The 26,160-nt window shown below is 52.2% G+C and carries 25 protein-coding genes, 1 tRNA gene and 1 other RNA gene; 20 read left to right on the top strand and 7 right to left on the bottom strand.

From position 1 onward, the window contains the following. Positions 1–38 precede the first annotated feature (38 nt). Complete coding sequence (locus VLM75_04695; protein HSV96216.1) at positions 39–1,058, bottom strand: hypothetical protein; 1,020 nt, start codon at positions 1,056–1,058, stop codon at positions 39–41. Positions 1,059–1,074: 16 nt separating this feature from the next. Next, positions 1,075–1,261, bottom strand: a non-coding RNA gene (gene ssrS / locus VLM75_04690) — 6S RNA. A gap of 462 nt (positions 1,262–1,723) precedes the next feature. Between ssrS and hisB the strand changes: the two genes are divergently transcribed. The 13 genes from hisB to glmM all read left to right on the top strand — a co-directional run bounded on the left by hisB (position 1,724) and on the right by glmM (position 13,318). Next, on the top strand, positions 1,724–2,314 hold the full coding sequence (gene hisB / locus VLM75_04685) for an imidazoleglycerol-phosphate dehydratase HisB (protein ID HSV96215.1): 591 nt from the start codon (positions 1,724–1,726) through the stop codon (positions 2,312–2,314). Continuing rightward, a complete protein-coding gene (gene hisH, locus VLM75_04680) occupies positions 2,311–2,922 on the top strand; it encodes an imidazole glycerol phosphate synthase subunit HisH (protein ID HSV96214.1) in 612 nt (203 codons plus the stop codon). The genes hisB and hisH overlap by 4 nt, the downstream gene beginning before the upstream one ends. Continuing rightward, positions 2,913–3,629, top strand: coding sequence for a 1-(5-phosphoribosyl)-5-[(5-phosphoribosylamino)methylideneamino]imidazole-4-carboxamide isomerase (gene hisA / locus VLM75_04675; GenBank protein HSV96213.1), 717 nt, complete (start codon positions 2,913–2,915; stop codon positions 3,627–3,629). Before hisH ends, hisA begins: the two co-directional genes overlap by 10 nt. A gap of 66 nt (positions 3,630–3,695) precedes the next feature. Continuing rightward, entirely contained in the window at positions 3,696–4,754 is a 1,059-nt protein-coding gene (gene dgcA, locus VLM75_04670) for a diguanylate cyclase DgcA (GenBank protein HSV96212.1), read from the top strand. Positions 4,755–4,861: 107 nt separating this feature from the next. Beyond that, positions 4,862–5,449: a hypothetical protein gene (locus tag VLM75_04665; GenBank protein HSV96211.1), complete on the top strand. Its 588-nt coding sequence runs from the start codon at positions 4,862–4,864 to the stop codon at positions 5,447–5,449. Positions 5,450–5,611: 162 nt separating this feature from the next. Then, positions 5,612–5,685: transfer RNA gene (locus VLM75_04660), tRNA-Ile, on the top strand. Positions 5,686–5,764: 79 nt separating this feature from the next. After that, a complete protein-coding gene (rplU, locus tag VLM75_04655) occupies positions 5,765–6,079 on the top strand; it encodes a 50S ribosomal protein L21 (GenBank protein HSV96210.1) in 315 nt (104 codons plus the stop codon). Between the two features lie 4 nt (positions 6,080–6,083). Beyond that, positions 6,084–6,437, top strand: coding sequence for a ribosomal-processing cysteine protease Prp (locus VLM75_04650; protein ID HSV96209.1), 354 nt, complete (start codon positions 6,084–6,086; stop codon positions 6,435–6,437). Positions 6,438–6,492: 55 nt separating this feature from the next. Then, positions 6,493–6,750: a 50S ribosomal protein L27 gene (gene rpmA / locus VLM75_04645; GenBank protein ID HSV96208.1), complete on the top strand. Its 258-nt coding sequence runs from the start codon at positions 6,493–6,495 to the stop codon at positions 6,748–6,750. 140 nt (positions 6,751–6,890) lie between these two features. Further along, entirely contained in the window at positions 6,891–7,871 is a 981-nt protein-coding gene (obgE, locus tag VLM75_04640; GenBank protein ID HSV96207.1) for a GTPase ObgE, read from the top strand. A 3-nt stretch (positions 7,872–7,874) separates the two neighbouring features. Continuing rightward, complete coding sequence (proB, locus tag VLM75_04635; protein ID HSV96206.1) at positions 7,875–8,993, top strand: glutamate 5-kinase; 1,119 nt, start codon at positions 7,875–7,877, stop codon at positions 8,991–8,993. 228 nt (positions 8,994–9,221) lie between these two features. Continuing rightward, positions 9,222–11,957 carry a preprotein translocase subunit SecA gene (gene secA, locus VLM75_04630; GenBank protein HSV96205.1) on the top strand — a complete coding sequence of 912 codons (2,736 nt, stop codon included), beginning with the start codon at positions 9,222–9,224 and terminating at the stop codon, positions 11,955–11,957. Between the two features lie 2 nt (positions 11,958–11,959). After that, positions 11,960–13,318, top strand: coding sequence for a phosphoglucosamine mutase (gene glmM, locus VLM75_04625; GenBank protein ID HSV96204.1), 1,359 nt, complete (start codon positions 11,960–11,962; stop codon positions 13,316–13,318). On the opposite strand, the gene VLM75_04620 is transcribed toward glmM, so the two are convergent. Further along, positions 13,311–14,021, bottom strand: a complete 711-nt coding sequence (locus tag VLM75_04620; GenBank protein ID HSV96203.1) for an HAD family hydrolase — start codon at positions 14,019–14,021, stop codon at positions 13,311–13,313. The two genes, glmM and VLM75_04620, sit on opposite strands and share 8 nt — an antisense overlap. Positions 14,022–14,346: 325 nt before the next feature. Between VLM75_04620 and VLM75_04615 the strand changes: the two genes are divergently transcribed. Further along, complete coding sequence (locus VLM75_04615) at positions 14,347–14,772, top strand: chemotaxis protein CheX (GenBank protein HSV96202.1); 426 nt, start codon at positions 14,347–14,349, stop codon at positions 14,770–14,772. Here the strand turns inward: VLM75_04615 and VLM75_04610 are convergent. Together VLM75_04610 and VLM75_04605 are read right to left on the bottom strand one after the other, a co-directional pair. Continuing rightward, complete coding sequence (locus VLM75_04610; protein ID HSV96201.1) at positions 14,766–15,119, bottom strand: hypothetical protein; 354 nt, start codon at positions 15,117–15,119, stop codon at positions 14,766–14,768. The genes VLM75_04615 and VLM75_04610 overlap by 7 nt on opposite strands. 12 nt (positions 15,120–15,131) lie before the next feature. After that, the gene (locus VLM75_04605) at positions 15,132–16,568 is read right to left on the bottom strand and encodes a S1 RNA-binding domain-containing protein (GenBank protein HSV96200.1); all 1,437 of its coding nucleotides are present in this window, start codon (positions 16,566–16,568) and stop codon (positions 15,132–15,134) included. Positions 16,569–16,882: 314 nt separating this feature from the next. Here VLM75_04605 and VLM75_04600 point away from each other — a divergent pair, with 314 nt between their 5' ends. The 5 genes from VLM75_04600 to leuD all read left to right on the top strand — a co-directional run bounded on the left by VLM75_04600 (position 16,883) and on the right by leuD (position 21,928). After that, positions 16,883–17,350, top strand: coding sequence for a HEAT repeat domain-containing protein (locus VLM75_04600; protein ID HSV96199.1), 468 nt, complete (start codon positions 16,883–16,885; stop codon positions 17,348–17,350). 107 nt (positions 17,351–17,457) lie between these two features. Then, positions 17,458–18,264 carry a 3'-5' exonuclease gene (locus VLM75_04595; GenBank protein ID HSV96198.1) on the top strand — a complete coding sequence of 269 codons (807 nt, stop codon included), beginning with the start codon at positions 17,458–17,460 and terminating at the stop codon, positions 18,262–18,264. Positions 18,265–18,543: 279 nt separating this feature from the next. Next, positions 18,544–20,028, top strand: a complete 1,485-nt coding sequence (locus VLM75_04590) for an ATP-binding protein (protein ID HSV96197.1) — start codon at positions 18,544–18,546, stop codon at positions 20,026–20,028. 115 nt (positions 20,029–20,143) lie between these two features. Further along, the gene (leuC, locus tag VLM75_04585) at positions 20,144–21,403 is read left to right on the top strand and encodes a 3-isopropylmalate dehydratase large subunit (protein HSV96196.1); all 1,260 of its coding nucleotides are present in this window, start codon (positions 20,144–20,146) and stop codon (positions 21,401–21,403) included. Positions 21,404–21,424: 21 nt separating this feature from the next. After that, positions 21,425–21,928, top strand: a complete 504-nt coding sequence (gene leuD, locus VLM75_04580; GenBank protein ID HSV96195.1) for a 3-isopropylmalate dehydratase small subunit — start codon at positions 21,425–21,427, stop codon at positions 21,926–21,928. On the opposite strand, the gene VLM75_04575 is transcribed toward leuD, so the two are convergent. Both VLM75_04575 and VLM75_04570 read right to left on the bottom strand, forming a co-directional pair. After that, positions 21,922–24,006 carry an AsmA-like C-terminal region-containing protein gene (locus VLM75_04575; protein HSV96194.1) on the bottom strand — a complete coding sequence of 695 codons (2,085 nt, stop codon included), beginning with the start codon at positions 24,004–24,006 and terminating at the stop codon, positions 21,922–21,924. The genes leuD and VLM75_04575 overlap by 7 nt on opposite strands. Beyond that, entirely contained in the window at positions 23,984–25,204 is a 1,221-nt protein-coding gene (locus tag VLM75_04570) for a cyclic nucleotide-binding domain-containing protein (GenBank protein ID HSV96193.1), read from the bottom strand. The genes VLM75_04575 and VLM75_04570 overlap by 23 nt, the downstream gene beginning before the upstream one ends. A 381-nt stretch (positions 25,205–25,585) precedes the next feature. On the opposite strand from VLM75_04570, the gene VLM75_04565 reads away from it, so the two are divergent. Further along, positions 25,586–25,768: a DUF1508 domain-containing protein gene (locus VLM75_04565; GenBank protein HSV96192.1), complete on the top strand. Its 183-nt coding sequence runs from the start codon at positions 25,586–25,588 to the stop codon at positions 25,766–25,768. Positions 25,769–26,160: the final 392 nt, after the last annotated feature.

Here is a 26,160-nt window from a genome sequence, read left to right as displayed (position 1 = left end):
TGGACACCCTCCCTGTTTATTTGTATCGATCTCAGTCCTTACAGGTGTTCCTGGATGTATTTCTTTAAAAGGCTCCTGGCGGCTTCGGATATTTCGGTATATCTGAACGTGAGGTAAAAGACATTTTCCTCCTGGATGGTCCTGTCGGCGATGACGATGGCGGTAATGCGCATCTTGAAATCGGAAAGTATGAAGTCTATGGTGTATGACTGGCGGTAATCGAGTTTTCTGGATGTGCGTACGATAAGCTCGTCCTGGTGGATCTTATGGATGACGGCACTGAGTGGAGCGGTATCGTTTTTTATGGAATCCAGCTGGGCCGCGGCGATCTTGGTGATGGTGCAGGGGATGATGGTGTCGATGAAGGGATGTCGAACTTCCTTTCCCCTGTTGAATTCTTCCGGCAGCAGTATCGAGACGGATTTGTCGGCGATGGAAAGAGTCCTGGTTTTAAAAGAATATTCAGCGTCTCCCGCTCTCCAGACAAACGCGTCCGCATCGGTTCCCTCCAGGATGTTGATTTCGCGAGTGCTTCGGAATGTGGCGAGCGTAAGTTGTCCGGGTTCGATTTGAGTGATTTTGCCGATGAAGATGGTCCCGCTTTTCGTCGTGATGAAAAGAAGCAGGCCGATTTCCATTTCGGTTATCATCTGGAGAGGCGTTCTAAAGGTGGACTGGTTGTAGAGTTTCTCGTAGGTGATGATAAGATCGCGGCAAATGGATGTGAGAGAATCCTCTTTTTCACCGCGCGATTTGAGGTATGCCAGGAAACTTCCGATGGCGGATTCGAAAAGGCCCTGGTTTTCGAGAATCATGCTCGCGTCGGGCAGGCGGAGCGTGTGCACCAGCCCGTCCAGAATTTTCACCTGAAAATTGCTGAGGCCGAGCTGTTTGATTTTGAATAGAAAGAGCTGCTCGGCCTGGATCTTTTCGTTTTTAAGGCGCTGGTTGTAGCGAAGCAAACCGAAAAACGTAAGTATCACGAGTATAATGATGAATGCCAGCAGAATCTCGGTGTAGTCCGCGATTCTCCATCTGATTCCGAATATGGTGTCCATGGGCGGTTCTCTTTTTATAACACCCGCGAATGCCGTGTAGGAAGCGAAATTTTGAACCTGTTATCACAGGTGGGTTCCCGCACGCCTGCTTCAACCTACTCCCCTTTCGGGCAGCCTGATTTCCACCTGCGGATGTGGGGACCCCTTTCGCTTGGTGTTGGTTCAAAAATATAAGGTTCCTATCACGGGCACCGCAGGCACTTGTTACTTGATAGGGTACAGTGTCTCAATAAGCAACCAAAAAACGAAATCTTTAGGTTTTTTATTGGGGAGTGTACCTTTTACAGGTGCATTGCGATTGAGCGATTTAACCCGATATGCCTGCCGCCGGGGACTTTTTTCATAACGGCTATCGTTGCCTGCCGGCTCTACCCTTTTCGGTGGACTAAGGTCGATAAAGACGTTTTTTTTTCGATTTCGGCTTTACCGGGGATGACTCTTTCAATGGTATCGACCCCGAGACAGGGGAGTTCGATGATTTGGATACAGATCCGGGTTTACGATTTATCGGATCATCATTTTAAAGCTTGACTATGCATGGCCGTATTATTATAAGACCCTCGGCGACTGGCAGATAACCTTCAACCACGGCTTCGAATACCGGATATACCGCACAGGACCGGAAGCGAAATAACCCCGCGCGCACCGGGTGGAATGATAACATTATGAGAAAAGCGGAAATAAAACGGAAGACGTCGGAGACCGATGTAGCCATACGGCTGGTGCTCGACTCCGCTGAAAAATCGAGTATCAGTACGGGCGTGCCCTTTTTCGATCATATGCTCGATGCCACGGCGCGTCACGGCCATATCTTTCTCGAAATAGCCTGCACCGGGGATTATAAGCTGGACGATCATCACACCGTCGAGGATACGGGGATATGCTTCGGCAAGGCGCTCAGGAAGGCACTCGGCGAAAAGGCCGGAATCGAACGCTTCGGGCAGGCCGTGATTCCCATGGATGATGCGCTGGCGATGAGTGTAGTGGATCTGTCGGGGCGCTCTTATTTTAAATACACGGGTCCTGAACTGAGCGGATACATCAACCGGTACAGTGAAGAACTGACGATGGAATTTCTCAGGTCATTCTCGGCGAACGCGGAGATCAACCTGCACGTTTTGCTGTATTACGGCGACAATCGTCACCACATCCACGAGGCGGTCTTCAAATCGCTGGGCGTGGCGTTGCGGCGGGCATGTACCATCCAGCCGGACTATGGGGATGTCGTCCCCTCGACAAAGGGGACCATTTCATGATCACGGTCGTTGATTATGGGATGGGAAATCTACGCTCCGTGGTAAAAGCCGTCGAAAAGTACACCACGGACGTGCGTGTTTCAAGCGATCCTGAATCGATACGCTCGTCGGACGGGCTCGTTATGCCCGGTGACGGGGCGTTCGGAATGGCGATGCAGCACCTTGTGGAGAAGGGGTGGGTTTCGCCGCTCAGAGAGTTTATTGCAGCCGGTGGATACTTCTTGGGAATATGTTTGGGATACCAGCTTCTGTTCGAATCGAGCGCGGAATTCGGTCATAATCGCGGTCTTGGTGTCATTCCAGGCAGGGTGGTACGATTTGAATCCACCCGGCTGAAGGTGCCCCACATGGGCTGGAACAGCGTCGAGTTGAGCGGAAGCTCTCAATTTCTGGCGGGGATAGACCAGGGCAGTTACTTTTATTTTATTCACAGCTATTATCCGACCGTCGATGACACCGAGTGGATTCTCGGCGAGGTGGAATATGGCGTACGTTTCCCCTGCATCGTCGGGAGGGGAAACCTGGTCGCAACGCAGTTTCATCCCGAGAAAAGTCACCGGACAGGCCTGAGGATAGTCGAAAATTTTGTGAGGGCGGTATGCTCGTAATACCCGCAATCGATATTAAAAACGGCAAATGCGTCCGCCTTGAACAGGGTGATCCGGAAAAAGAAACGATATATTCGAACGATCCCGTCGCGATGGCGCTTGAATTCCAGCGAATGGGGGCCAAGCTTATTCATGTCGTAGACCTGGACGGCGCCTTCGAGGGTAGGCCGGTCAACATCGATATTGTTATGTCGATTCAAAAATCGCTCACCATTCCAATCGAAATCGGCGGGGGGATTCGCGATTTAGAGGCGGTGCGGACATACCTCAACGCCGGAATTACGCGAATCATACTCGGGACGGCCGTGCTGGAGGGAGACCCGAAGGCGATCGTAGAGCGGTATGGAAGTTTTATCGTCGCCGGAGTTGATGCGAAAAACTCCATGGTGGCGACCCGGGGCTGGAAAAACATTACCAGCGTGGCGGCGGTTGACCTGATTAAAGAGTTGAAAAAAATGGGCCTTGTGGAGTTCATTTATACGGATATTTCCACCGACGGGATGCTTGGCGGACCGAACATACAGGCGATGGAAAACATACTCGATGAGGTGGGCCGTATTTCGCTGATCGCGTCGGGCGGTGTATCGTCGATAGAGGATATAGAGCGTCTTGCGGCCCTTGTCCCGCGTGGACTGAAGGGCTGCATTGTAGGTAAGGCGATTTACGACGGGCGCGTTAACGCCGCGGAAGCGCTGGCGATGGGTTGATGCGCGCGCCCTGCGCAACGGACCGGACCTGTCCGGACCGATCAAGATGTGCCTGGTGCCGCTTTGATGAACGATGAAAAAAAGTATGACGTTGAAATCAAGCTGCCGATCGAAATAGAACAGTACGAGCGGAAAATTTATGATCTCAAGCAGCTCATAGAAATAGGGAAAGGCCTCAACTCGACCCTGGACTACAACAAGCTCATCGAATCGATCCTGCTTACCTGCATGGGGCAGATGCAGCTGTTCAAGGCCGGCATTTTTCTAAAAAAGACCATCGGCTCCGACGCGTACGTCCTCCACCGGAATTATAAAGGTTTTGAACTCGACCACACCGTCGAATATGAAATACCTGTCGATTCAAAACTCATAGCGTTTCTTGAACAGAAGCTCCGCTGCTTCACGATGAACGAACTTGCCGCGATTTTCGGCGATGATCCGGTCATGGACACCATGAACGTGATCATGCCCATACTGGTCGTGCCGCTGCAGTCCAAAGGAAAGCTGAATGGTATCATCGTTCTCGGTGAGAGGATCAACGAACAAACGTTTACGGAATCTGAAAAGGAATACATGCTCAATATATCCACCCTTGCGGGGATCGCCATACAAAACTCATACCTGTATGAAATGGCTACCACGGATATGATGACCAGGCTGAAGATACACCATTATTTCCAGGCCGCGCTCATAGAGGAGCGGGAGCGGGCGGTCCGCCAGAAGACGCCGCTGTCGCTAATTATGATAGATATAGACCATTTTAAAAAATTCAACGACGAGCACGGTCATACCTGCGGTGACGAGGTCCTTAAAAATGTAGCGAATATAGTCATGCAGAACGTGCGGCAAATAGACCTTGCCGCCCGCTACGGCGGCGAGGAATTCTCGGTGGTGCTTCCCGGCACAACGCGTGACGTCGCCATAATAGTCGCGGAGCGAATACGCATAAATGTGGAGAAGTCAGAGGTGCAATGCGATGGCGAAACACTGGGTGTTACGATTTCGCTCGGCATTGCAGAATTCAAGCCTTCCGTCGATAAAGATAATAAAAGCTTCATCGAACGGGCGGATAAGGCGTTGTATCTATCGAAGGCAACCGGAAGGAACAGGGTCTCGTTTTTATAGAGGGTGTGGAAAAGTACTTGCAATTACTCCGGTAAAGGATGTAGGATTCGCCTGCAAAGGATATTAACGTACCGAGGGGCCGTTTATACGATATACTGGAGCGGGCAATGAAGGCAGAACACACAAACGCCGGCTTTTCCACCTTCCCGCGCGGGGGATGGAAACGAGGAATCACCCTCTTCGTCATGGGGATGTTTATGGCGCACTTTCACCTTGTTCCTTCACTGTACGCAGTTACGGTAGAGGAAGCGGCCGGAAAGCGGGAGCGCCCGGCCCCCCAGTATTATGATGAACTGGGGACCAAGGCGCAGGAGCGCAGAGACGCTAAGGCTGTTTATCAGGAGAAGGATCCGCGACTGGCCTGCATGCTTTCCCTGATAATACCGGGAGGCGGTCATATTTATCTAAAAGAAGATCTCAAAGGCATATCATTCTGCCTGCTTTCGGTGGTCGGCTATTCCGCGTCGGGCTATTATTTATACGCGGCGCTCCTTGGAGATTCATCGGGTACGGAAAGGAAATCCATGTTGATTGTATCGGGTCTGCTCTTTGTCGTCGCGGCCATAATACATGTAGTCGGGATGGTCGAGGCATACAATGACGCCATCGAAATCAACGAAAAACGGTTTTACTACGGTTTCGGGCGGTCCCATTCTCCATATGTTGCAGTGGTGGAGAACCGGCGCGGCGACTGATTATCGCGTTTTTACGCTGGCCTGGCGCAGTTAGACCTTCTCATGTGACGAAAACGGTGAGATTTACACAATCCCTGATGCTGACCGCCTTGGAATGCGTGAAAGGACATAATTATTTGGTTGACGAAAAATGCCGTATTGTTGTACCGTGTCACCTCTTCGGGGCCCATAGCTCAGTCGGTTAGAGCATCTGACTCATAATCAGGGGGTCCAAGGTTCGAATCCTTGTGGGCCCACGTATGGGGGAGTGGAGCTCCCCTTGTTGTTATGCGGGCACAGCAAACGCGATTTTAAGGATAACAGGGTTAGAAAACAATGTATGCGATAGTTGAAATAGGCGGAAAGCAATACAAGGTCGAAAAAGACATGGTTTTAAATGTCGACCGGACGCTCCAGGGCAAAACCGACAAGCTCGCCATCGAGAAGGTGCTCATGATCGTAGATGGAGAGAGAATCATGGTCGGTCGGCCGTATCTGAGCAATGTGAAGGTTTCGGCCGCGATTCTTAAAGAGATAAACGGGAAAAAGGTCCGCGGGATCAAGTTTAAAAGAAGAAAGAATTATACCCGCACCCTTGGTTTTCGCCCGCGTTATCTTCAGGTAAAGATACAGGACCTCGTTATCAAGTAAGGATGTGGTTCGGGTTATTCTGGATAGCCGCGGCGCCGTTTCATGGCACGACGCGGCTGGCATCGATGAGCTGGGAATCAGAATAGAAGGACACGCGGGGCTTGGCTCGAAGGGAACGGACGTTGTTTGCGCGGGTATTTCGGCGATTGTGCAGGCCGCGGTTGTAGGAATAACGAAGGTTGCCGGGATACAACAGGACGTCGTACAGGATGAGGGTTTACTTGAAACGAGGATAGCGCTTGTTGGCGTTCCCGAGTCCCGAAAGAAGGCGCTTGTAATTATTGTCGAAACGATGTTTGCGGGATTGAGGGAGATTGAAAGAGAATACCCCGGAAGTCTCGAAATAAGTATACGATAGACATGATGCCGCGACTTAAAGCGGTGGTTTTATACAACAGTGAAAGAGGTACGAGATGGCTCATAAGAAAGGCGGCGGTTCGACAAGAAACGGAAGAGACTCGCAGTCGAAGCGGCTGGGTGTCAAAAGATTCGGCGGTCAGCTCGTGAAAAGCGGAACGATAATCGTGCGACAGCGCGGTACGAAAATACATCCGGGCAATAATGTCGGCAAAGGCGGCGATGATACGCTCTTCGCGACAATCGACGGGGTAATAAAGTTCGAGTTTGTCAACAAAACGAGGAAAAGGGTTTCCGTATATCCGGCTTCCTGACGGAGTTCCGGACGCACGGGGCCGCTCAGGGCGTGAGTTTGCCCGATCATAACACAGGGAAGGATCGCGTGTCGTAGAGACGCAGTATTGAGCGTCCCCGCGGCACGCGATTTATCATTTTATCGACAGCGGGAAATAATGTGGCCAAATTCACCGATTCTATCTCTATAAATGTTCGCGCCGGTAAAGGCGGTGCGGGAGCGGTATCATTTTTCAGGGAAAAATGCGTTCCAAAAGGCGGACCGGACGGAGGCGATGGCGGCAAAGGCGGTGACGTATACATTGAGACCCGGAATTCATATTACAATCTATCCCACTTTTTCAAGGACAGGATTTACAAAGCCGAAAACGGACAGCCTGGAATGGGAAACAACAAGAGCGGCAGGCGCGGTGCCGATCTTGTGATTAAAGTTCCGCCCGGTACGGAAGTATTCGACGATGAATCGGGGGAGATACTCTTCGACCTTACGGAGGAAGGGCCCGCGATGCTGCTTGCGGCGGGAGGAATCGGCGGCAAGGGGAACGCCTTTTTTAAATCTCCCACAAACCAAACGCCGCGTTTCGCGCAGCCTGGTATGCCTGGAGAAGAGAAACGCGTACGGCTTAACCTCAAGCTCATAGCCGATGTCGGCCTTGTCGGGCTGCCCAATGCGGGAAAATCCACGCTGCTGTCAAAACTCACAAACGCCAAACCAAAAATCGCGGATTATCCGTTTACAACCCTTATCCCAAACCTGGGGGTCGTGCAAAGAGCCGACGGCACAAGTATACGGCTTGCCGATATTCCGGGAATAATAGAGGGCGCTCACAGGGGTCTGGGGCTCGGCCTTTCTTTCCTGCGGCATATCGAGCGCGTCAGGGTCATACTGTTTCTGATCGACATCACCGCCGAAGATCCCGTATATGCGCTGCAATTACTGCGATCGGAGCTTGAAACCTATAATCCGGAAATGCTGTCTCGTCCCTCCGCGGTCCTCCTGAGCAAGGTCGACCTGGCGGATGAGAGTGATGTACTGCGGATGGAGTCACTGTTTAAAGACGAAAGGGTTATTCCGGTTTCGTCGATAAGCGGGCTGAATCTCGACAGGCTGATCAACGTTATAGAAGAACTTATGGAGTAGCGTATGCCGCGCAAGGGGATACTCAAAGGCGTCAAGCGGATAGTCGTCAAGATCGGCACGTCCCTGATAACCGAAGAAGGAAAGATATCCCGGCGATGCATCGAACGTCTTGTCGGCGATATCGCGGCACTGATCGAGCAAAAATACCAGGTGGTGGTGGTAACCTCCGGGGCCATAAGCGCGGGTGCCGGAGCCCTTGAGAAAAAGCGCGAAAACCTCAGTATCCCGGAAAAGCAGGCAATGGCCGCCGTAGGCCAGAGTATCCTTATGGACGAGTACCGCAAATGTTTCCATAAGCATGGCCGTACGATTGGGCAGATTCTTTTGACCGAGGACGATGTAAAGCACCGGCGGCGTTTTCTTAACGCGCGTCACACCTTCAACGCGCTCATTGAAATGGGAGTTGTGCCGGTAGTAAACGAAAACGATTCGGTCGCGGTCAAGGAGATCAGGTTCGGCGATAATGACACGCTTTCGGCGCATGTTGCGAACATAGTCGAGGCCGGTCTTCTGATCATCCTGTCCGACGTTGAGGGCTTTTACAGGGAATTGACCGATGAAATTCCACTCGAGGAGGTTCGAATAATTGACGAGGATGTCCGGCGTCGTGCCGGAGGAACGGGGAGCGCGCACGGCACGGGGGGCATGGCGACTAAAATAAAGGCGGCCGAAATAATCATGAAATCCGGGGAGCTTATGCTTATCGCAAACGGTAGAAGACCCGGTGTGCTCCCGGCGCTTTTGCGAGGGGAGCGAATCGGGACCCTCTTCACGGGTGGTAAAAACCACATGCGGAGCCGCAAGCGATGGATTGCCTTCAATATGAAATCTTCCGGGGTTATAACCATCGATGGTGGAGCGGTCAGCGCCCTCGTTGGAAGTAATAAATCGCTCCTTGCCTCGGGGGTCATCGACGTTACCGGAAAGTTCAATCAGGGAGACGCGGTCGACGTTATGGACGCAAACGGGACCGCTATCGGCAAGGGGATAAGCAATTACAGCGCGGCCGAGTTGGGCCTGATCAAGGGGAAAAAGACCCGAGAAATTCGCGGAATATTGAGCGGGACCTATTACAAGGAAGTCATCAACCGTGATGATATGATAATCTACGATGTGATATAGGGATTATGGTTGCAATAATAGCGTCAAGCTGTTAATCGCCATGTAACTTCGCGATCGAGCACGACCCTATAGTTGGTAAAGCCGTCGCGAATTGAAAAGACGCCGCTATCAAGCTGAAAAACGTCCGCTGGACTCCGGCATTCATGCCTGAGGTCGGGCGTTTGCGTCATGGCGATTTACAGGCGGCAGTTTAAAGTCGCCGAACCGAACATTTCCAGGAGCGTCCTAATGGTTGATAAGATTCTCAGTATATTTTTCGGAACGAAGCATGAGCGGGATATTAAAAAGCTCCGACCGCTGATTGCCCGCATCAACGACCTCGAGCCGGGGATTAAAGCGCTCACTGCCGACGAGATGAGGGCAAAGACCACGGAGTTCAGAGGGCGGATTGAAAAGGGCGAATCCCTTGACGAAATTCTACCGGAAGCCTTCGCGCTTGTCCGAGAAGCCTCGATCCGTACGCTGGGCATGCGCCATTTCGACGTTCAGATGATGGGCGGCGCCGTCCTGCACCAGGGTAAAATCTCGGAAATGAAGACGGGCGAGGGGAAAACGCTCGTGGCGACACTTCCAGTTTACCTAAATGCCCTCGGGGGCCTGGGGGCCCATATTGTAACCGTCAATGATTACCTTGCTCGTCGCGACGCCGAATGGATGGGTCCGATCTACCGATTCCTCGGGCTTAGCGTCGGTGTTATTCAACACGATATGGATCACGGGGAGCGCCAGCGTTCCTATGGCTGCGATATAACCTACGGCACCAACAACGAATTCGGCTTCGATTACCTGCGGGACAACATGGTTGAGCATCAAAGTCTCAAGGTGCAGCGCGTGCTTAATTACTGTATCGTGGACGAGGTTGACTCGATTCTTATCGACGAGGCGCGTACGCCGCTTATCATTTCGGGCTCGACTGACGAATCGACCAAAAAGTATTATCTGGTAAACAGAATCATTCCCAGCCTGATCGAAGGCGAAGATTACGAGGTAAACGAGAAGGACCGTAACGCGCTCCTTACCGAGCAGGGGGTAAAACACGTTGAGCGTCTGCTGAAAATCGACAACCTCTACGACAACGTAAACATTGAGCTGGTGCACCATGTCAATCAGGCGTTAAAAGCCCATACCCTGTTCCAGAGGGACGTCGATTATATCGTCAAGGAAGGGCAGGTTGTCATCGTGGACGAGTTCACCGGACGGCTGATGCCGGGGCGGCGCTACTCCGACGGCCTTCACCAGGCGCTGGAGGCGAAGGAAAACGTCACGATCGCCCGCGAAAGCCAGACGCTCGCCACGGTCACGTTCCAGAACTTTTTCAGGATGTACAAGAAACTGGCCGGCATGACCGGTACGGCCGATACCGAGGCGGTGGAGTTCAGAAAGATATACGGACTGGACGTGGTGGTCGTACCAACCAACGAGCCGATGATTCGCAGGGATTATCCCGACCGCGTATACCGTACCGAACGTGAAAAATTCAACGCGATCGTCGTTGAAATAGATGAACTCAGGGCAAAGTCACAGCCCGTTCTGGTGGGAACCATCTCCATCGAAAAATCGGAGAAGCTCTCCAATATGCTTCGCCAGCGGGGCATACCGCATAATGTTCTCAACGCGAAATATCACGAGCACGAGGCCCGGATTGTGGCGGAGGCCGGAAGGCCCGCGGCCGTGACGATCGCAACCAACATGGCCGGCCGCGGCACGGATATAGTGCTGGGCGGCAGGCGCTCTTATATGGATGAGCTGGAAAGCCATGTCCCCGTGCACGACGCGACGGTCTGGAGCGAGTTCAAACTCGATACTCTCGCCGGAAGGATTGACAAAATGCGTTCTCTTGTCAACGGAATGATAGGGCAGGATAAAAACAAGGCCGAGCATGTTATTCGTTCAGCGGGTGAATGGATAGACAACCACAATAAAGTGGTCGATGCGGGTGGACTTCATATACTCGGCACCGAGCGGCATGAATCTCGCCGCATCGACAACCAGCTCCGCGGGCGGTCCGGTCGTCAGGGTGACCCGGGCTCCTCGAGGTTCTATCTATCGCTCGAAGACGACCTGATGCGTATTTTTGGTTCTGAGCGCATATCCGCTGTTATGCAGCGGCTGGGCATGGAGGAAGGCCAGGAAATTGAAAGCACCATGGTCTCCAAGGCGATTGCAAACGCTCAGAAACGCGTTGAGGGCCGCAATTTCGAAATACGAAAACACCTGCTCGAGTACGATGACGTGATGAACTCCCAGCGCGAATACATCTATCGCGAGCGCGCCGATCTCCTTGAGGGAGAGGATATATCGGAAAACATACGAAATTATATACGGAGTGCATGCGAGATCGGGGTGGAAATTTATTCAGATGGTAAAAAGCACCCTGAAGACTGGGACCTCGACGCTTTTAAGTTATGGCTAAAGAGCACCTTTCTGGTTGGTCTTGATTATAACGAGGTGGATCCGCACAAGCTTTCGTACAAGGACTTCGTAGCTGCGCTCCAGGAGAAGATGCTCGGTGAATACCGTAAGAAAGAAGAAGAAGTCGGGCCCGGTCCCATGCGGGCCGTTGAAAGGATGATATCGCTGCAGGTAATAGACACGAAATGGCGTGAGCACCTTCTCGCGATGGACGAACTGCGTGACGGGATATGGGCGGTAGGCTATAGCGAGCGTAATCCGCTGGTAGAATATAAACTTCGCGCTTTCGAGTCCTTCAACATGATGCTCGAGCGTATGCGACAGGATATCGTCGAGTTTCTCATGAAGGTGCAAATAAGAGAGAAAATAGAGGAAGAGGTCGAATTCAAAAAAATAGGGGAGGAATTTCGTCACGAGATAGGCCAGTTCGGCGAAGGTGGCATCCCGCTTGCGCCGCAGCCGGCGCAGCCGAGGCGGAAAGACGACGCCGACATGGCTCCGGTTACGGGCGGAGTGAAACGCAAGAAGACGCGCCGGAGCCGACGGAACTGATCATGCAGGACGGACTGATGAAGAGCGTCTCCGGGATTCGCGGAATCGTCGGAGAAAGCCTCACGCCGGAGCTTATACTTAAAGTGGCCGCGGCCTTCGCGCGTTATTGCCGCTACGGAACTGTCGTTGTGGGGCGTGACAGCAGGATAACCGGCGAGGCGATAGCCGGCATGACCGAATCGGCGCTCGCGCTCTACGGATGCGATGTGGTGGACCTTGGAATAGTTCCCACTCCGACGGTTCAGGTGATGGTGGAACATCTTGGTGCGTCCGGAGGCATTGTCGTCTCGGCGTCACACAACCCGATCGAATGGAACGCGTTCAAGCTGATCGGTAAATCCGGTACCTTCCTGGGGCAGAGGGAAATGGACAAATTTTTCGCGCTTATGGAGCGCAATCACCCGTCTAAAAAATGGAATTCAACGGGCAGGATATTATCGCTCACCGATACCGCGAACATTCATATAGAACGAGTGCTTAAAACCGTTGATGTCGAAAAAATCGCACGACGACGTTTCGGGGTGGCGCTGGATTCAGTAAACGGTGCCGGTTCACTAATTACACAAGACCTCCTCTCGCGCCTGGGGTGCGATATCATACCGGTGCATTGCGAAATAACAGGCACGTTTCCGCGCGGCGCGGAACCGGTCGCCGAAAACCTCAAGGATCTCTGCGCGATCGTGAAGGAATCCGGCGCGGACATAGGTTTCGCGCAGGACCCGGATGCCGACAGGCTCGCGATCGTTGACGAACGGGGAATCCCGATCGGCGAGGAATACACTTTGGCCCTTGTAGCGGAACATTTGCTTTCGAAGAAGCCTGGCAGGGTTGTAGTCAACCTTTCGACGACGCGCGCGATCGAGGACATAGCAAAACGCCATGGATCGCCCTTCACACGTACCAGGGTGGGCGAGATAAACGTGGTCGAACGGATGCGCAAGTTGGGGGCCCGGATAGGGGGCGAAGGTAACGGTGGGGTGATCGCTCCGGACGTTCATCTTGGCAGGGACAGCCTGGCCGGCATCTCGTACGTGCTCGAGATGATGGCCGAACGTGGCGAGAACGTGTCGAGGATCGTCGCGGACCTCCCGCGCTATATCATGAAGAAGGGGAAGGTCGCCCTTCCGCCCGGCGCCGATACCCCTTCGATCCTTTCGGGCATCAGGAATAAGTTCGGGAAAGAGCGCATCAGCAATATAGACGGACTGCGGATAGATTTCGTAAAAGACGGACCTTTTCGGGGGGGGTGGGTACACCTGCGCTCATCAAACACCGAGCCGATTTTCAGAATTATCGTTGAGGGCAGGGACGAGAACCACGCCGGTGAGATTTATCGTCACTTCTCCGGCATGTTCAGTTAACGGTCTCGAGGCCGAGCGCGTCCGTGAGCGCGGCGAGCACGTCGCGCGTATCTCCAAGGTCTGCGAAGTAGTAATCCGGGCCACGGAGCAGCAGTTCCTCGCGCGAGGCCCATCCGGTACCCACGGCAATGGTGCGGGTCCCGGACCTCTTGCCGCATTCCACGTCGTGGACCGTGTCGCCGATGACAACCATGTCGCTGAACTCGATGATGTGATCATAAAGCAGGTGGATCTTTTCGCGCGCGATGGGCGGCATTTCATTGCGGTCGGCGGTATCGTCACCGAACACGCCGAAAGAAAAATACCCGCCGAGATCAACCCGCGAAAGCTTTATCGACGCCCCCTTCTCAAAATTACCCGTCAACAGGCCGATAATAACGTTCTCGATTGAAGTGAGCTCCATGAGCAGCGGAACGATCCCCGGAAGGAGTACGACCTCGTGCTCGTTTATCAGGGATGAAAGATATCCGGTATAGCGCGCCCTGAGCTCGCCAAGGCGGGCGTCGATATTTTCGCGCGAAAATCCGACGGGTATAAGAGATTCATAAATTATCAGAGGATCGGTCTTGCCCTGGAAATTGATATCGGCCATACGGCCGATGGTCTCGAATACATCAGCACAGGCCCGTTCGAGCGAAAGGCGCCCGGCCCCGTGGCAGTTGAGTATGGTTCCGTCGATATCAAACAGCACGGCTTTAATCATTCATTCTCTCCCGCGTCCAAGGATATATCGTTTATAACAGAAAAATTGCCGCAAGTTAGAAAATATTGAATTTTTCCCGCCGCAGGCTGGCGGATTCCCGCAGTATTACCCTAATATACAATAACCATACTATAAACCCATATTGAATATCGCGTGATGTAAAAAGCTTATCAAGTAGGGACGATATCACCGATTAATATAGCATATGTATCGACGGATTCTTCGCGGAAAAAGTGGAAACGGGTTACTCCGGCCATGGCCGGCAATTTCGCAAAGATTCCGTATTTTACGAAAAGTCAGATTATTCAAATGCGGGGGAGTGTCAATGGAAAAACTGGACCACGAAATAGTACGTTCCGCAAGGAAGGTGTTCAAACTCTTCTTCGGAAGCAGGCTCTATTTGAAAAAGGAGAGCGACATCATCGCGGACGACCTGGTGGGAGTTGACATGCGAATGTCGTATCACGGGGACAAAATATTCTCTTTTTATATGGAGAGACGGATGCTCGATTCCCTCAAGGAGCGCATGGGCGCGGTTTCAGGGGAACAGGGGGAATTAGACTACGATTTCATGGGCGAAATGGCGAACATAATCGCGGGGAACGCGCTAACGGGTTGCGGTGAAACGACACGCATCCATCCCCCTGAAAAAGCGAACGTCGACACAGAAAGCCCCTTTGCAAACAGGCTGGTATTCTCATCGCGAATGGGAAGGTTCTGCATTTCAATAGGGGATGCCGCCGTTCAATGAGTCGTTTCGGGATATTCTGAGTCAGATGCCGGGGGCCCGGATGAGGATGTTCCGGAGCCTTCCATGGTTTGAAATAAAAGAATAACGAAGTTGAATAAGAAGCCGGTGGCGAGCAGCTTTCCGGCGGTTTCATCTGTTTTGAAGAGTTCGAATACCTGGTGTGTTACATAAATGCAGTTATCCATAATCTCCCTGAGCACCGCTTCATTCCTGATATCCTCGGAGGTATCCCGGGGTATCAACGATGAATGGATCGATTCGCGGATTATAGACCGGGCCAGGAAGTTCAGAAACGCGTCGATGTCACGGTTGTAGGGCACTTCGAAACCGTTCTTGAGTTTGATCATTATCGATGCGGATCAATCCCCCTTTTTTTGGATTTCATCGAATTTCTGTTTGAAAAGGCGTCCGAATGAAGAGCTCTCATCAGTCGAAGCAGAACTCTTCATGAACTTTTCATATTCCTGGCGCTCTTCTTTTTTAATGGCGCCCGATTCGCTCAACGTAAGTCTTCTGCCGGTTTTATCGAGAGATTTGATGACCACTTTAACGTCTTTTCCGGCGGGATATGCGTTCTGAAGATCGGTCCCGCGAGGCTGTGCGCATTCTTCACGGGGAATAAACCCGAGCATGCCGTTGGAGAGCCGGGCGGTAACGCCGTTGGAGCGAACGGACTCGACGCTCGCGTCGAAAAAGGAATCCATGAGCGATGCCGCGTCGGCCTGCCAGGGATCGGCTTCGCCGGTGAGAAGCTCGAGCGATATCTTTTTTTCGTTGGTATCGATATCGATGATCCTCACGTTGACCGGGGATCCGATCGAAACGGCGTCCTCGGGCCTGTCGACACGGCGGGTATGGCTCATCTTCGAGATGGGCAAAAAGCCCTCTATGCCCGGCTCCAGTTCCACGAAGGCCCCACTTTTAATGATGTTGGTGACCGTGCCGTTAATATCCGAGCCGGGAGAGTATTTGCCGATATTGCCCCAGGGGTGCGGCAGTGCCTGCCTGATGCTCAGGCTGTGCCGGCGATTGTCCCAGTCGATTGAGAGGACAACCGCCCTGACCTCGTCGCCGACGGCGAAACCGTCCATGCCGCTGGAACGACTCCACGAAACCTCCACCCTCGGTACCAGCGCCTCGACACCGCCGAGATCGACGAAAAGCCCGAAATCCTGCCGGGACGAAATTATGCCGGTAACCAGGTCGCCGACTTTCAATGTTTTACGAAGCTCGCCCTCCCTGATCTGGCGCACCTCCTCCAGAAGTGAACGCCTGGACAGGACAATGTTGCGTCCTTTTTCGGTCACCTGGGTGACTTTAAACGACATGGTTTTGCCGATAAGGCTTTCTGGTTTTGCGGGAGACCTGATGTCGATCTGGGAAAACGGGCAGAAGCATTCGATGCCGGAGATCGATATACGGTAGCCGCCGTTGGTGGTCGAAGCAACAGTGCCTTCAACGGGTATGCCGTGGCTGCGCGCTATCTCGATAAGCTCGGGCGATACGGGACCACTTCCGATCCTTGTCGAAAGGGATATTTCCCCGCGACTGAGAGAAACGACGTACGCGCGTATTATATCACCGATCTTGACGCCGAGGTTTCCCCGGGAGTCGAGGAACTCTTTTCTGTCGATTATAGCTTCGCTCTTGCCCGCCATGTCGATGAAAACGCTGTCTGCGGTGATGAATACAACTCTGCCCGTAACTTCGTCACCGATCAAAAAATTGTCGTTGCCTTTGAGTGATTCCTCGAGAAGCGCGGAGAAGCTTTCCTGTTCCATCCTGTCGTCGTCCATGGCCTTTCCCGGTGCTGTTTTAATGCCTGTATGCTTTATGTCCCCTTGTTCCTGTCAAATCATAATTTTGCTATTATGCCCTAATTTTTCCAGGAGTATCAATGATGTTTGTTGTTTGAATAATCATGGCAGTCTGCAACTCCATATGGTGTTTCTCGATTTGATCATGGTTTATTCGGTGCCGGTGAAAACATGAAGTTGGCGGTATAAAATAATTGACATTCTTAAATGGAAGTGTGAAATTACGGGTGTAGAATTTATGAAGAATCCAGACGGTTATAACGCTGTTTTACTATACAAAAGGGGAGCTTAAAATGAATAAATATCTTATCGCTGGGCTTGCCGTGGCGCTTATGGCGTCGGTGTCGTTCGCGCAGGACTCCGGAAAGGCCAAACAAAAATCAACGCAGGAGTATATCGCAGATCTGTCGAGTAAAGATGAGGCCGCCGTAGTGGCCGCCGCGGATAAGCTTGGAGATGACGGAGAAAAGCAGGCCGTTCCGTCCATCGCTCTGGTTATTAAAAATAACTCGAGCGCAAAAGCCAGGATGCACGCCTGCGTGGCGCTTGGACTGATAGGGGATGAGAGTGGTATTCATGCGCTCAACGAGGCGTTGCTTAACGACTCTAGCGCCGATGTTCGATACGCCGCAATTCTTGCGATATCGAGGATAGGCTCAACGAAATCCATCGATGCCCTTAGGGCCGCCAGGGAAAAAGAAACAGATCCGTACATCAGAGATTATATTGATAAAATGGAAGCGAAGATGAAAAAGAAGTAGCGTCAGAGGTCTAAAACGCCATATACCCGCACCATGCGCATCCTGCAGGGGCATGCGGCGACAGGATAAGCCGCATGCCTTTTCAAAGTCATGACAGGAGCCGGAAATTGGATAAAAAGGCCGTTAAATACCTCGTGTTCGACATAGAGTCCGTTCCCGACGCGCGGCTGATACGCATGGTCAAGTATCCCGGACAGGACATAGACGATGCTCGGGTGATCAAGAATTTCCAGGACGAAATGCTGGTAAATTCCCAGGGTGTCTCGTCATTTATCCCGGTCACCTTTCAGTACCCCGTCTCGATATGCGTGGCGAAGATCGCCGAGGATTTCACGATGGGCGAAATGGTTTCGCTCGATTTTCCAAAATTCAGGCCGGCCGAGATGACACGGCTTTTCTGGGACGGGGTGGAAAATAATTATTCAGAGGCATCGCTTGTAAGCTTCAACGGACGGGGTTTCGATATACCTCTACTCGAACTGATGGCATACAGATACGCGGTTCCACTCAAGCGACACCTTAAAGACAAGTTCGGTGCACGATATCGGTTCGGCACACGCCACATCGATCTTCACGACTGGCTTTCCAATTTCAATGCGATAAAGATGCAGGGCGGATTGAACCTGCTGGCCAAGGTGCTCGGAAAGCCGGGTAAAATAGGTACGACAGGAGACGAGGTTTATTCATTGTTTCTTGAGGGGAAATCGGGGCAGATCAATGATTACTGCACGCATGATGTGCTCGATACCTATTTTGTTTTCCTGAGAAGCCGGGTCATGACGGGGGAAATTTCGCGTGACAGGGAGCAGGAGATCGTACGGAAGACGAAGGAATTCCTTAAGGACAATGTAGCCCGGACACCGGCGTTCGCCAAATACCTTGCGAACTGGGGTGACTGGGAACCCTGGCCGTAAATGAAACGGATCGTAATTCAAACAGCCTGCCATTTATACTTGCGCATTCGAGCCTGATGTTATAAGACATACGAATATCCAAAAAATCGGTGGTTTTTCCCGTGATACCGGGGGAATCATGTGCGCGGAGATGCCGATTTATTGTTTGCCGGGCAATAATTCATCGAGATCGCAGCGGACGCAATAATAACAAGAATTATGAAATAAAATATTGGATGCCGCCTTGATTGTGGAGTATATGTTACATATAGGTGATAAGTGCGACCGAACTAACCACTAATGTCCACAAAGATAAAATTCGATTATCAGAGCGTCATAAACGCCATTCCGAACGCCGTCATTGTAATCGACAGGAACAGGGCGGTCGTCGGGGTGAATAATTTCGCGAGGCGTCTGTACAGAAACACGGACTTGCTGGGTAAAAACTGTTCGCAAGTCTTCAGCGCATGCGCCCGGCGCGGTACGGCATGCCCAATCGACCACATGGACTTCGTCATTCCCACGGGGATGCTGAAAGTACGCCAGAAGATACGGATAAGAGAGTACGAGGAGGATGTTCGATGCCGGATCATCCCGGCGGAGATTGAAAACGGCGAAAAGGGACATGTATTCCTTCATATTATCCTTGACAGGGACCTTATGGCCCGCGAGAAGCTCGTGGAGCTCGAAAAAAACCTTACAATAACTACGCTGACCGCTGGGATTGCCCACGAATTCAACAACATGAACGCCGGCATTTACGGCCTGGTGGAACTGGTGCTGTCGCAGAGCAATCTGTCGGGCGAGACCGCGCAGGATATGAGCACCATCCTTAAAATAATACGGCGCGCCAGCCACCTGATAGACCAGCTTTTAATTTTCGCGAACAAGAAACCGTCCAAACGAGTGCTGGTCAATCTCGAGAATATAGTGGACGGCTGTGTGAAGATACTGCGTCCGGACTTTTCGAGCCAGGGGATCAGCATCGAAATCATGCACAAGAGCATACTCGATGATATGTTTCTGGACGCGACCAAGATAAGCCTGGCCATAATGAATATTATGATAAATGCCCGTGACGCGATGATCGACAGCGAGGATAAAAAGATAACCATCGAGACGGGCAAAGACGACGGCCATGGTTTTATCCGAATCCAGGACAGGGGGGCCGGCATACCTCACGAGATGCAGGACAGAATATTCGACCCCTTTTTCACGACCAAGGGCCCGCTGGGGTCCAGCTCTATTCCAGGAACCGGGCTCGGGCTTTCCGTTGCGGCCGGAGTAGTAAAGGAACACAGCGGCACGATCGAAGTCGAAAGCGAATCCGGGAAAGGCTCGACTTTCCTCATCAAAATCCCCATAAGCACCGTGGAGGCCCTTGACAGGGAGGTCTCTCAGAATTACACCGAGTTCGATTTCAACGGGAAAAAAATACTGGTTGTCGACGACGAGGTCGAGCTGAACAATCTGCTGGTCCGGGCGCTCGCGTCAAAAAACGCGGACGCGAGATCGGAATATTCCGGTGTCCGCGCGATCGACTACGTTGAAAAAGAACCTGTTGACCTCATGCTCCTCGATATACAGATGCCCGATCTCAACGGATGGGACGTCGTCAAGCATTTCAAGACGAGGAAAAACCGCCCCAGGATAATTATAATATCGGGCAACTTCCTCGTGATGGACGCATCGGAGACACGTTTTGTGGAAAAGGTACTCATTAAACCCTTCGATCTTCAGGAGCTCTTTCAGGCTGTCAATGAAGTGCTTGCGACCGGAGAATAAACCTCAAAAGGCGCTTGCAATTTGAAACCCTCATGGCTACTTTTGTTCTCCGATTTTTTTCGCTTCGTTAAACGGTGAAACAAGATTAAAGTGAGACTGCGTACGGGAGTTTTCAATGGGAATGACTATTTCGGAAAAAATACTCGCGGCACATTCCGGCAGGGAGTCGGTCGAGCCGGGTGATCTGATCGAGGCGCGCGTTGACCTGGTGCTGGGTAATGATATTACCGCGCCGATTGCGATCAAGGAATTTCGAGATCTGGGAATTAAGGATGTTTTTGACCGGGAGTGCATCGCGCTCATCCCCGATCATTTCACCCCGAATAAGGATATTAAATCGGCCGAGCAGGTCAAGATACTCAGGGATTTCGCGCGGGAATACGGAATCGTCCACTTTTATGATGTGGGAAGAGTCGGCGTGGAGCACGCGCTCCTCCCGGAGCTCGGGCTTACGCGCCCGGGTATGCTCATCATCGGGGCCGACTCGCATACCTGTACCTACGGGGCGATGGGGGCCTTCTCCACAGGCGTGGGGTCAACGGACATGGCCGCCGCGATGGCAACCGGCAAGGCATGGTTTAAAATCCCGGAATCGATGAAATTCGTCTACAGGGGTAGACTCAATCCATATGTGAACGGCAAAGACCTCATTCTTCATACAATAGGCGATATCGGCGTTGACGGCGCGCTTTATATGGCGATGGAATTCACAGGCGAAGCGATCGACGGGCTCTCCCTGGAGGGAAGGCTCACCATGGCCAACATGGCCGTCGAGGCCGGCGCTAAAAACGGGATATTCGCGCCGGACACTAAGACCATTGAATACGTGAAAAAGAGAAGCTCGCGTCCGTACACCGTTTATAAAAGCGATTTTGACGCGCGTTATGCCGCTGTGCGGGAGTATGACGTTTCCCGTATTGAACCGCTCGTTGCGTACCCGCATCTTCCCGAAAACGTCAGGCCTGCCCGGGAGTCGGGTGTCGGGTTAGACCAGGTGGTGATAGGTTCGTGCACCAACGGCAGGATCGAGGACCTTCGCGAGGCGGCCGCACTGCTCAAAAATCGAAAGGTCCACAAAAACATACGGCTGATTATAATTCCAGCGACGCAGGAAATATACCGCCGGGCCATGTCCGAGGGGCTGCTCGATATTTTTGTTCAGGCCGAAGCTGCCGTATCCGCCCCGACCTGCGGCCCCTGCCTCGGCGGGCACATGGGCATCCTCGCGGAGGGAGAACGCTGCCTCGCCACGACCAACAGGAACTTCGTCGGCAGGATGGGGCACCCGAAAAGCGAGGTTTATCTCGCCGGACCGGCGGTCGCCGCAGCCTCGGCGGTACTGGGCAGGATCGCCCATCCCGACGAATTGAAATAATAATGGTTCCAGGAGGACAAAGTGAAGGCAAAGGGCAAGGCGTGGCGCTTCGGCGATGATGTCAATACTGACGAGATAATCCCCGCCCGATACCTCAACACATTCGATGCGGACGAGCTGGCAAAACACTGCATGGAGGACGCCGATCCCGAATTCATGATGAAGATCGCGCCGGGGGACATCATCGTGGCCGGAAAGAATTTCGGCTGCGGGTCTTCGCGCGAGCACGCTCCAATCGCTATCAAGGCGGCGCGCATCTCATGCGTAATTGCGGATTCATTCGCCCGTATTTTTTACCGCAACAGCATCAACATCGGTCTGCCCATTGTCGAGTCGGCGGAGGCGGCGAAGGGAATTGCGCAGGGGGATATCGTAGAGGTGGATTTCGATACGGGTAAAATTATAAACCACACGCAGAACCGCGAGTACACGGCGAAGCCGTTTCCTCCATTTATGCAGGATCTTATCGCGAAGGGAGGTCTGATGAACAAGGTGAAAAGCGAACTGGCCGGCGGTAATCACTGAAGGCGTATGATATTTTTGCTGTCGGAAACGTCCTTTCCTTTGGACTGAAATGGAATAACGAACCAGCGGTCTCTTTTATACTTGTTTAACTGGAGAAGCACAGGGTTCGGCAGGTCCTGGATGAACTGGCGGGTGAACTCCAGATCGATTTTTAGATCGCCTTCGAGCTCGGTGTTGATGTATCCGTCGAGCTTAAGCCGTACGTCCGGCGCGGAAAACAGGAACGAATTGATCTGATACTCGTTTCCAGAAATCGTGAAATTGCCATATATCTTACTGAACTCCAGGTCTTTGAGCTTGTATTTTAAATCGGAAAGCAGTATCCCGAGACCGTTCTGAATGCCGGTATCCACCAGTTTGCCCCGGTCGATGGTGAATTCCATCTTTCCACGAAGCGATTTATGAAATTCGATGTTTTCGGAAAGCGAAAAATTCAATTCCGCATTACCGCTCGCGAGCCCGAATATACGGTCCTTAAAACGTTCACTCAACCGGCTTAAATTCTGCACCCGCAGACGGTCGAAGTTGACCGAACAATCCACCATTGTATTGGGATGGGCGAGATCGACCGAGCCTTTAACGCGTACTTCGCCCCCCATGAATTCGGATTGCACCGGTCCAAAGCTAAGACGCTTGCGCGAGAGCGAATAGACGGCGGAGGTGCGTCCGAACGAAAACTGGTCGATCGTAAGCGTCCCGACCGAAACGGTGCCGGATACGTCGAAGGGTAATTCCGTCATTGTTTTTTGCGTATCGGGCGGCTTTTGGGTGATGGTTTTTTTCAGGTTTTGCGGCAGTATGAATTCGGCACCCGATGCGTTTATCTGGAACTTGCGGAATGCACCATCCGTGGAACTGAAGGTAATGTCGAAAGGCTGGTTGAAAAGCAAGGCTTTGGCCGGGGTCCATTGGATCCGATTGGCGCTGATCGTAACGGTGGCGTGGGCGTTTTTGACGATAGCGTCACCCTGTCCGTAACCGGCGTTTATCTGCAGCGTTCCGTTGTAACCCGATTCCGTGAGCGCCAGGGAGCCTTTGGCCGTTCCGTTAAGCTCTTCCGGAAGGAATGGGAGTACGGGACGAATGTCGTCGATTCGAGCGTCGATGTTTTTGATAGAGAACTTTCTGATATTTCCGTGGAAGTCAAAGAGGAAATCCTCGATGAGAAAGGAGGATGACAGCACCGATCCCTGGGTATTGGAAATGAAAACACGTTCACCATCGATATTTACACGACAGAAACCGTTGACCATAAGCGGTCTGTTGCCCGGCAGAATGGATGTTCCCCTGGGCGAGCCCTCCACGGATCTTCGGCTTATTTTAAGGTTCGTAACCTTCCCGGAAAAATCCTGATAGGGCAGTGTGAGATCGGTCCCCCAACGGTAAACCCATCCAAGCGCGCACCGTTCGAGCGAAACAGTCCCGGATATCTCGAAATCGTTTTTCAGTAGAATAATGCGCAGATCGGGGAAAAGGGTGCCCCGTTTCTCGGGAAGAGTGATGGCGGCGTCTGAAAACGTCAGGGATTTTTCCCCGGTGAAGTCGATGATGCCGTCCACCAGATATTCGCCCTCGAGCGGTTTAAGATACGATGGGGGGTTGCGCAGGCTTATCCTGGCCCGGGAAAGCCTGATGGTGTCGAGCCGGGCGGCAAAGGAAGTTGAATCGTCGGTACTGAGGTCGGCTATAAGATTTTCAAGGTTTGACGCGCCGTCCCTGTAGCAGATATTTAAATTCAGGCCGACGATGTTGACGAAATTGATATCGAACTCCCTCTTGAAAATGAGCTTGAGGAGGGAAAACCTGACTATGGCGTCATCCGCGGACGCAAACACTCCGGGGCAGTCTTTGGCCCCGTTGTGCAGCTTGAGCTTATGCAGCACAATGCCCCGCAGGCTGTAATCGAGGGTTTCGATGACGATAGTGCGTTTAAGCTCCTTGCCCGCCTGTGCGGAGAGAATGGTCAGTACGCTGTCTTTAGGGTAAAAATTGTACAGAAGCACCACGCCACCGGCGAGTGCGAGCATAAGCAGCAGGAGTATGACGATCGTGATTTTAAGAACTTTTTTGCGCTTCACGTTTTCTTTCCATGATGGACTTCTTCCGATAGAAATGCACGTTCTTCTCGAGTTCATCGAGGTCTGTGCAGATCAGCTTTCCTTCCTCAAGCTTGAAATGTTTGTCTTCGAGGACCTGAACGGAGAGCATATCGGTTTTCTCGGCGGGGAGTCCGACCATGTTGAAAAGCTCGCGGAAGCCGAATTCGAAATTATGCGACTGCTTAGGGGCGATCTTTATTTTTTGTTTTTCAATCTGGATAAGCAGCGTATCGTAGATTCTTCCGAGATGGTCGCGTATCATGAGGTTTTCAAGCTGGCGATACGCGGTCCATATTCGTTCGCTCAACAGTTGGATGAGCCGCGTCGCAAGCTGGGGCTGGGCCTGCACCATGTTTTCGAAGTTGGACTTGTTGATGGCAAGAAGGGTAACGTCCCCGAAGGTAATCGCCGACGCGCTGCGCGGACGGTTCTCGAGGAGAGCCATTTCGCCGAAAATGTCACCGGACTTGAGCACGGCAAGAAGCACCTCCTCGTCGACGATCTTGGTGATCTTGACCTTGCCCGTCTGTATGATATAGAGCTCGTTGCCGGGCTCGTTTTCGCAGAAAATCATGGTACTGTCGCGGTAATTGCGGGTCATGGTGCCGCCCTGCGGATTGTCGGGCACCTTGAGGGGCGCCTTGAGCGTTTTCAGGCGCTCGATGGTTTTATCCCGGTTGGGCCCGGCGGGACAGTATTGAACATAACGCTGAAATGCGTATGCGGCGTGGTTCAGGGCGCGTTTTTTGAGATAATATTCGCCGATATTGTACAGGTGTTCGGGGTCTTCCTCGGCCGTTCCCTTGAAAGTGAGATGGGTAATCGCCTGGTCGAACTCCCTGAGCTGCTTGCTGAAAAACCGGATGATTTTCATCGCGATTGCAGGGTTTTTCTGAATGAGGATTCCGAACTGGTCGCGCTCGACGGAAATGAGCGATACGCCTGAAAGGCTGACCGAGGTCTCCGTGCGCGCATGGCCGCTCATGCAGGACACAACGCCGAAGAAATCACCGGGGCCGAGGACCGAGAAAGGCTCAATGCCGGCGACCGGATTTTCCCGCATCACCCGGACTTTGCCCTCCCTGATGATGTAAAAATTTCCCGAATCTTTTTTTCCCTCTACGGTGATAAAGGACTTTGCCATGTAGTTTTCTACTTTAAATTGCGTGGGTGCCATTCTTCCTCTTTGCCCTTTGCCGCCGAAGGGAATCAAAATCCATATGATTCCTGTATAATGAGCGATTTTAGTAAAAATCGGCATAAAATCAAGTCATTTCAAGGATTTTCCTGAACAATATTTAAAATCATGATTGGGGGAGCAATCGCGCCATGCGCACCAGCGGGTTTGTAATCCCGCGGCTGCCCATTTTATTGACTTTACCGGTGTTTTTTAATTAACTTGGCGCATGACGGCTATTGCGGCCATGGGAAGAAATATGAGGACATACCGACGCGCGTTTATCCGGGCGGTATACGCATACGGACGGGATCGGATATGAAACCACGTAGAGAATCCCGTGGCGCATTGACTGTCATAATCCTTTAACCGGAGGGAGCCATGGCGGGAAAATTCGAAGTGTACAGGGACGCCAGCGAGAAGTATCGTTTCAGGCTGAAGGCCTCGAACGGTGAGATTATCGCGACGGGGGAGGCGTATTATTCCAAACAGGCCTGCCTGAACGGTGTGGAGTCGGTCAAGAGGAACGCGCCTGATGCGGTGGTTGAGGAAATCGACGAATAGCGGGTGGACCGTAAAATCATCCGCCGGACTGACTGTTTCGCTTTGGCGGGGGGAAACCCCGGATCACTGAAATTTTCAACAGGTCTATTTCTCCGACAATTCACAGAACCAGGCGGCATCGGTGGAGGAGCTCACTTCGGCGGTGGAAATGGAAACAACCGATGGCCATCCACCGGCCATCCACCGGACATCGTCGGCCATACGGGTGCGGAGCACGCCTCCCGGCGGAGCTTTGCAGCGGTTCTGCTGTTTAACAGTTTCCTGAAAAACTCAATTAAAGTATAGAAAATAATTGCCAAAACAGTCAAGGCAAATAATAAAGCAATCATGAGAGGAACAGATAACAAAACCCAAATAGAAATGTACAGTTACATCCCACTGGAAACACGGAT

The organism is Spirochaetota bacterium, from assembly GCA_035477215.1.
Classification (GTDB): Bacteria; Spirochaetota; UBA4802; order UBA4802; family UBA5368; genus MVZN01.
The sequence above is the reverse complement of the archived record's forward strand: the minus strand, read 5'-3'. Positions and strand labels throughout refer to the sequence as shown.

Coding starts and splice junctions, on each gene's coding strand:
- proB (HSV96206.1), top strand. CDS start 7,875: ATGCCGCGCAAGGGGATACTCAAAGGCGTCAAGCGGATAGTCGTCAAG.
- VLM75_04605 (HSV96200.1), bottom strand. CDS start 16,568: ATGGACGACGACAGGATGGAACAGGAAAGCTTCTCCGCGCTTCTCGAG.
- hisB (HSV96215.1), top strand. CDS start 1,724: ATGAGAAAAGCGGAAATAAAACGGAAGACGTCGGAGACCGATGTAGCC.
- secA (HSV96205.1), top strand. CDS start 9,222: ATGGTTGATAAGATTCTCAGTATATTTTTCGGAACGAAGCATGAGCGG.
- hisH (HSV96214.1), top strand. CDS start 2,311: ATGATCACGGTCGTTGATTATGGGATGGGAAATCTACGCTCCGTGGTA.
- rpmA (HSV96208.1), top strand. CDS start 6,493: ATGGCTCATAAGAAAGGCGGCGGTTCGACAAGAAACGGAAGAGACTCG.
- dgcA (HSV96212.1), top strand. CDS start 3,696: ATGAACGATGAAAAAAAGTATGACGTTGAAATCAAGCTGCCGATCGAA.
- VLM75_04610 (HSV96201.1), bottom strand. CDS start 15,119: ATGATCAAACTCAAGAACGGTTTCGAAGTGCCCTACAACCGTGACATC.
- VLM75_04565 (HSV96192.1), top strand. CDS start 25,586: ATGGCGGGAAAATTCGAAGTGTACAGGGACGCCAGCGAGAAGTATCGT.
- VLM75_04600 (HSV96199.1), top strand. CDS start 16,883: ATGAATAAATATCTTATCGCTGGGCTTGCCGTGGCGCTTATGGCGTCG.
- VLM75_04570 (HSV96193.1), bottom strand. CDS start 25,204: ATGGCACCCACGCAATTTAAAGTAGAAAACTACATGGCAAAGTCCTTT.
- rplU (HSV96210.1), top strand. CDS start 5,765: ATGTATGCGATAGTTGAAATAGGCGGAAAGCAATACAAGGTCGAAAAA.
- VLM75_04665 (HSV96211.1), top strand. CDS start 4,862: ATGAAGGCAGAACACACAAACGCCGGCTTTTCCACCTTCCCGCGCGGG.
- hisA (HSV96213.1), top strand. CDS start 2,913: ATGCTCGTAATACCCGCAATCGATATTAAAAACGGCAAATGCGTCCGC.
- leuC (HSV96196.1), top strand. CDS start 20,144: ATGGGAATGACTATTTCGGAAAAAATACTCGCGGCACATTCCGGCAGG.
- glmM (HSV96204.1), top strand. CDS start 11,960: ATGCAGGACGGACTGATGAAGAGCGTCTCCGGGATTCGCGGAATCGTC.
- VLM75_04620 (HSV96203.1), bottom strand. CDS start 14,021: ATGATTAAAGCCGTGCTGTTTGATATCGACGGAACCATACTCAACTGC.
- VLM75_04615 (HSV96202.1), top strand. CDS start 14,347: ATGGAAAAACTGGACCACGAAATAGTACGTTCCGCAAGGAAGGTGTTC.
- VLM75_04590 (HSV96197.1), top strand. CDS start 18,544: ATGTCCACAAAGATAAAATTCGATTATCAGAGCGTCATAAACGCCATT.
- VLM75_04695 (HSV96216.1), bottom strand. CDS start 1,058: ATGGACACCATATTCGGAATCAGATGGAGAATCGCGGACTACACCGAG.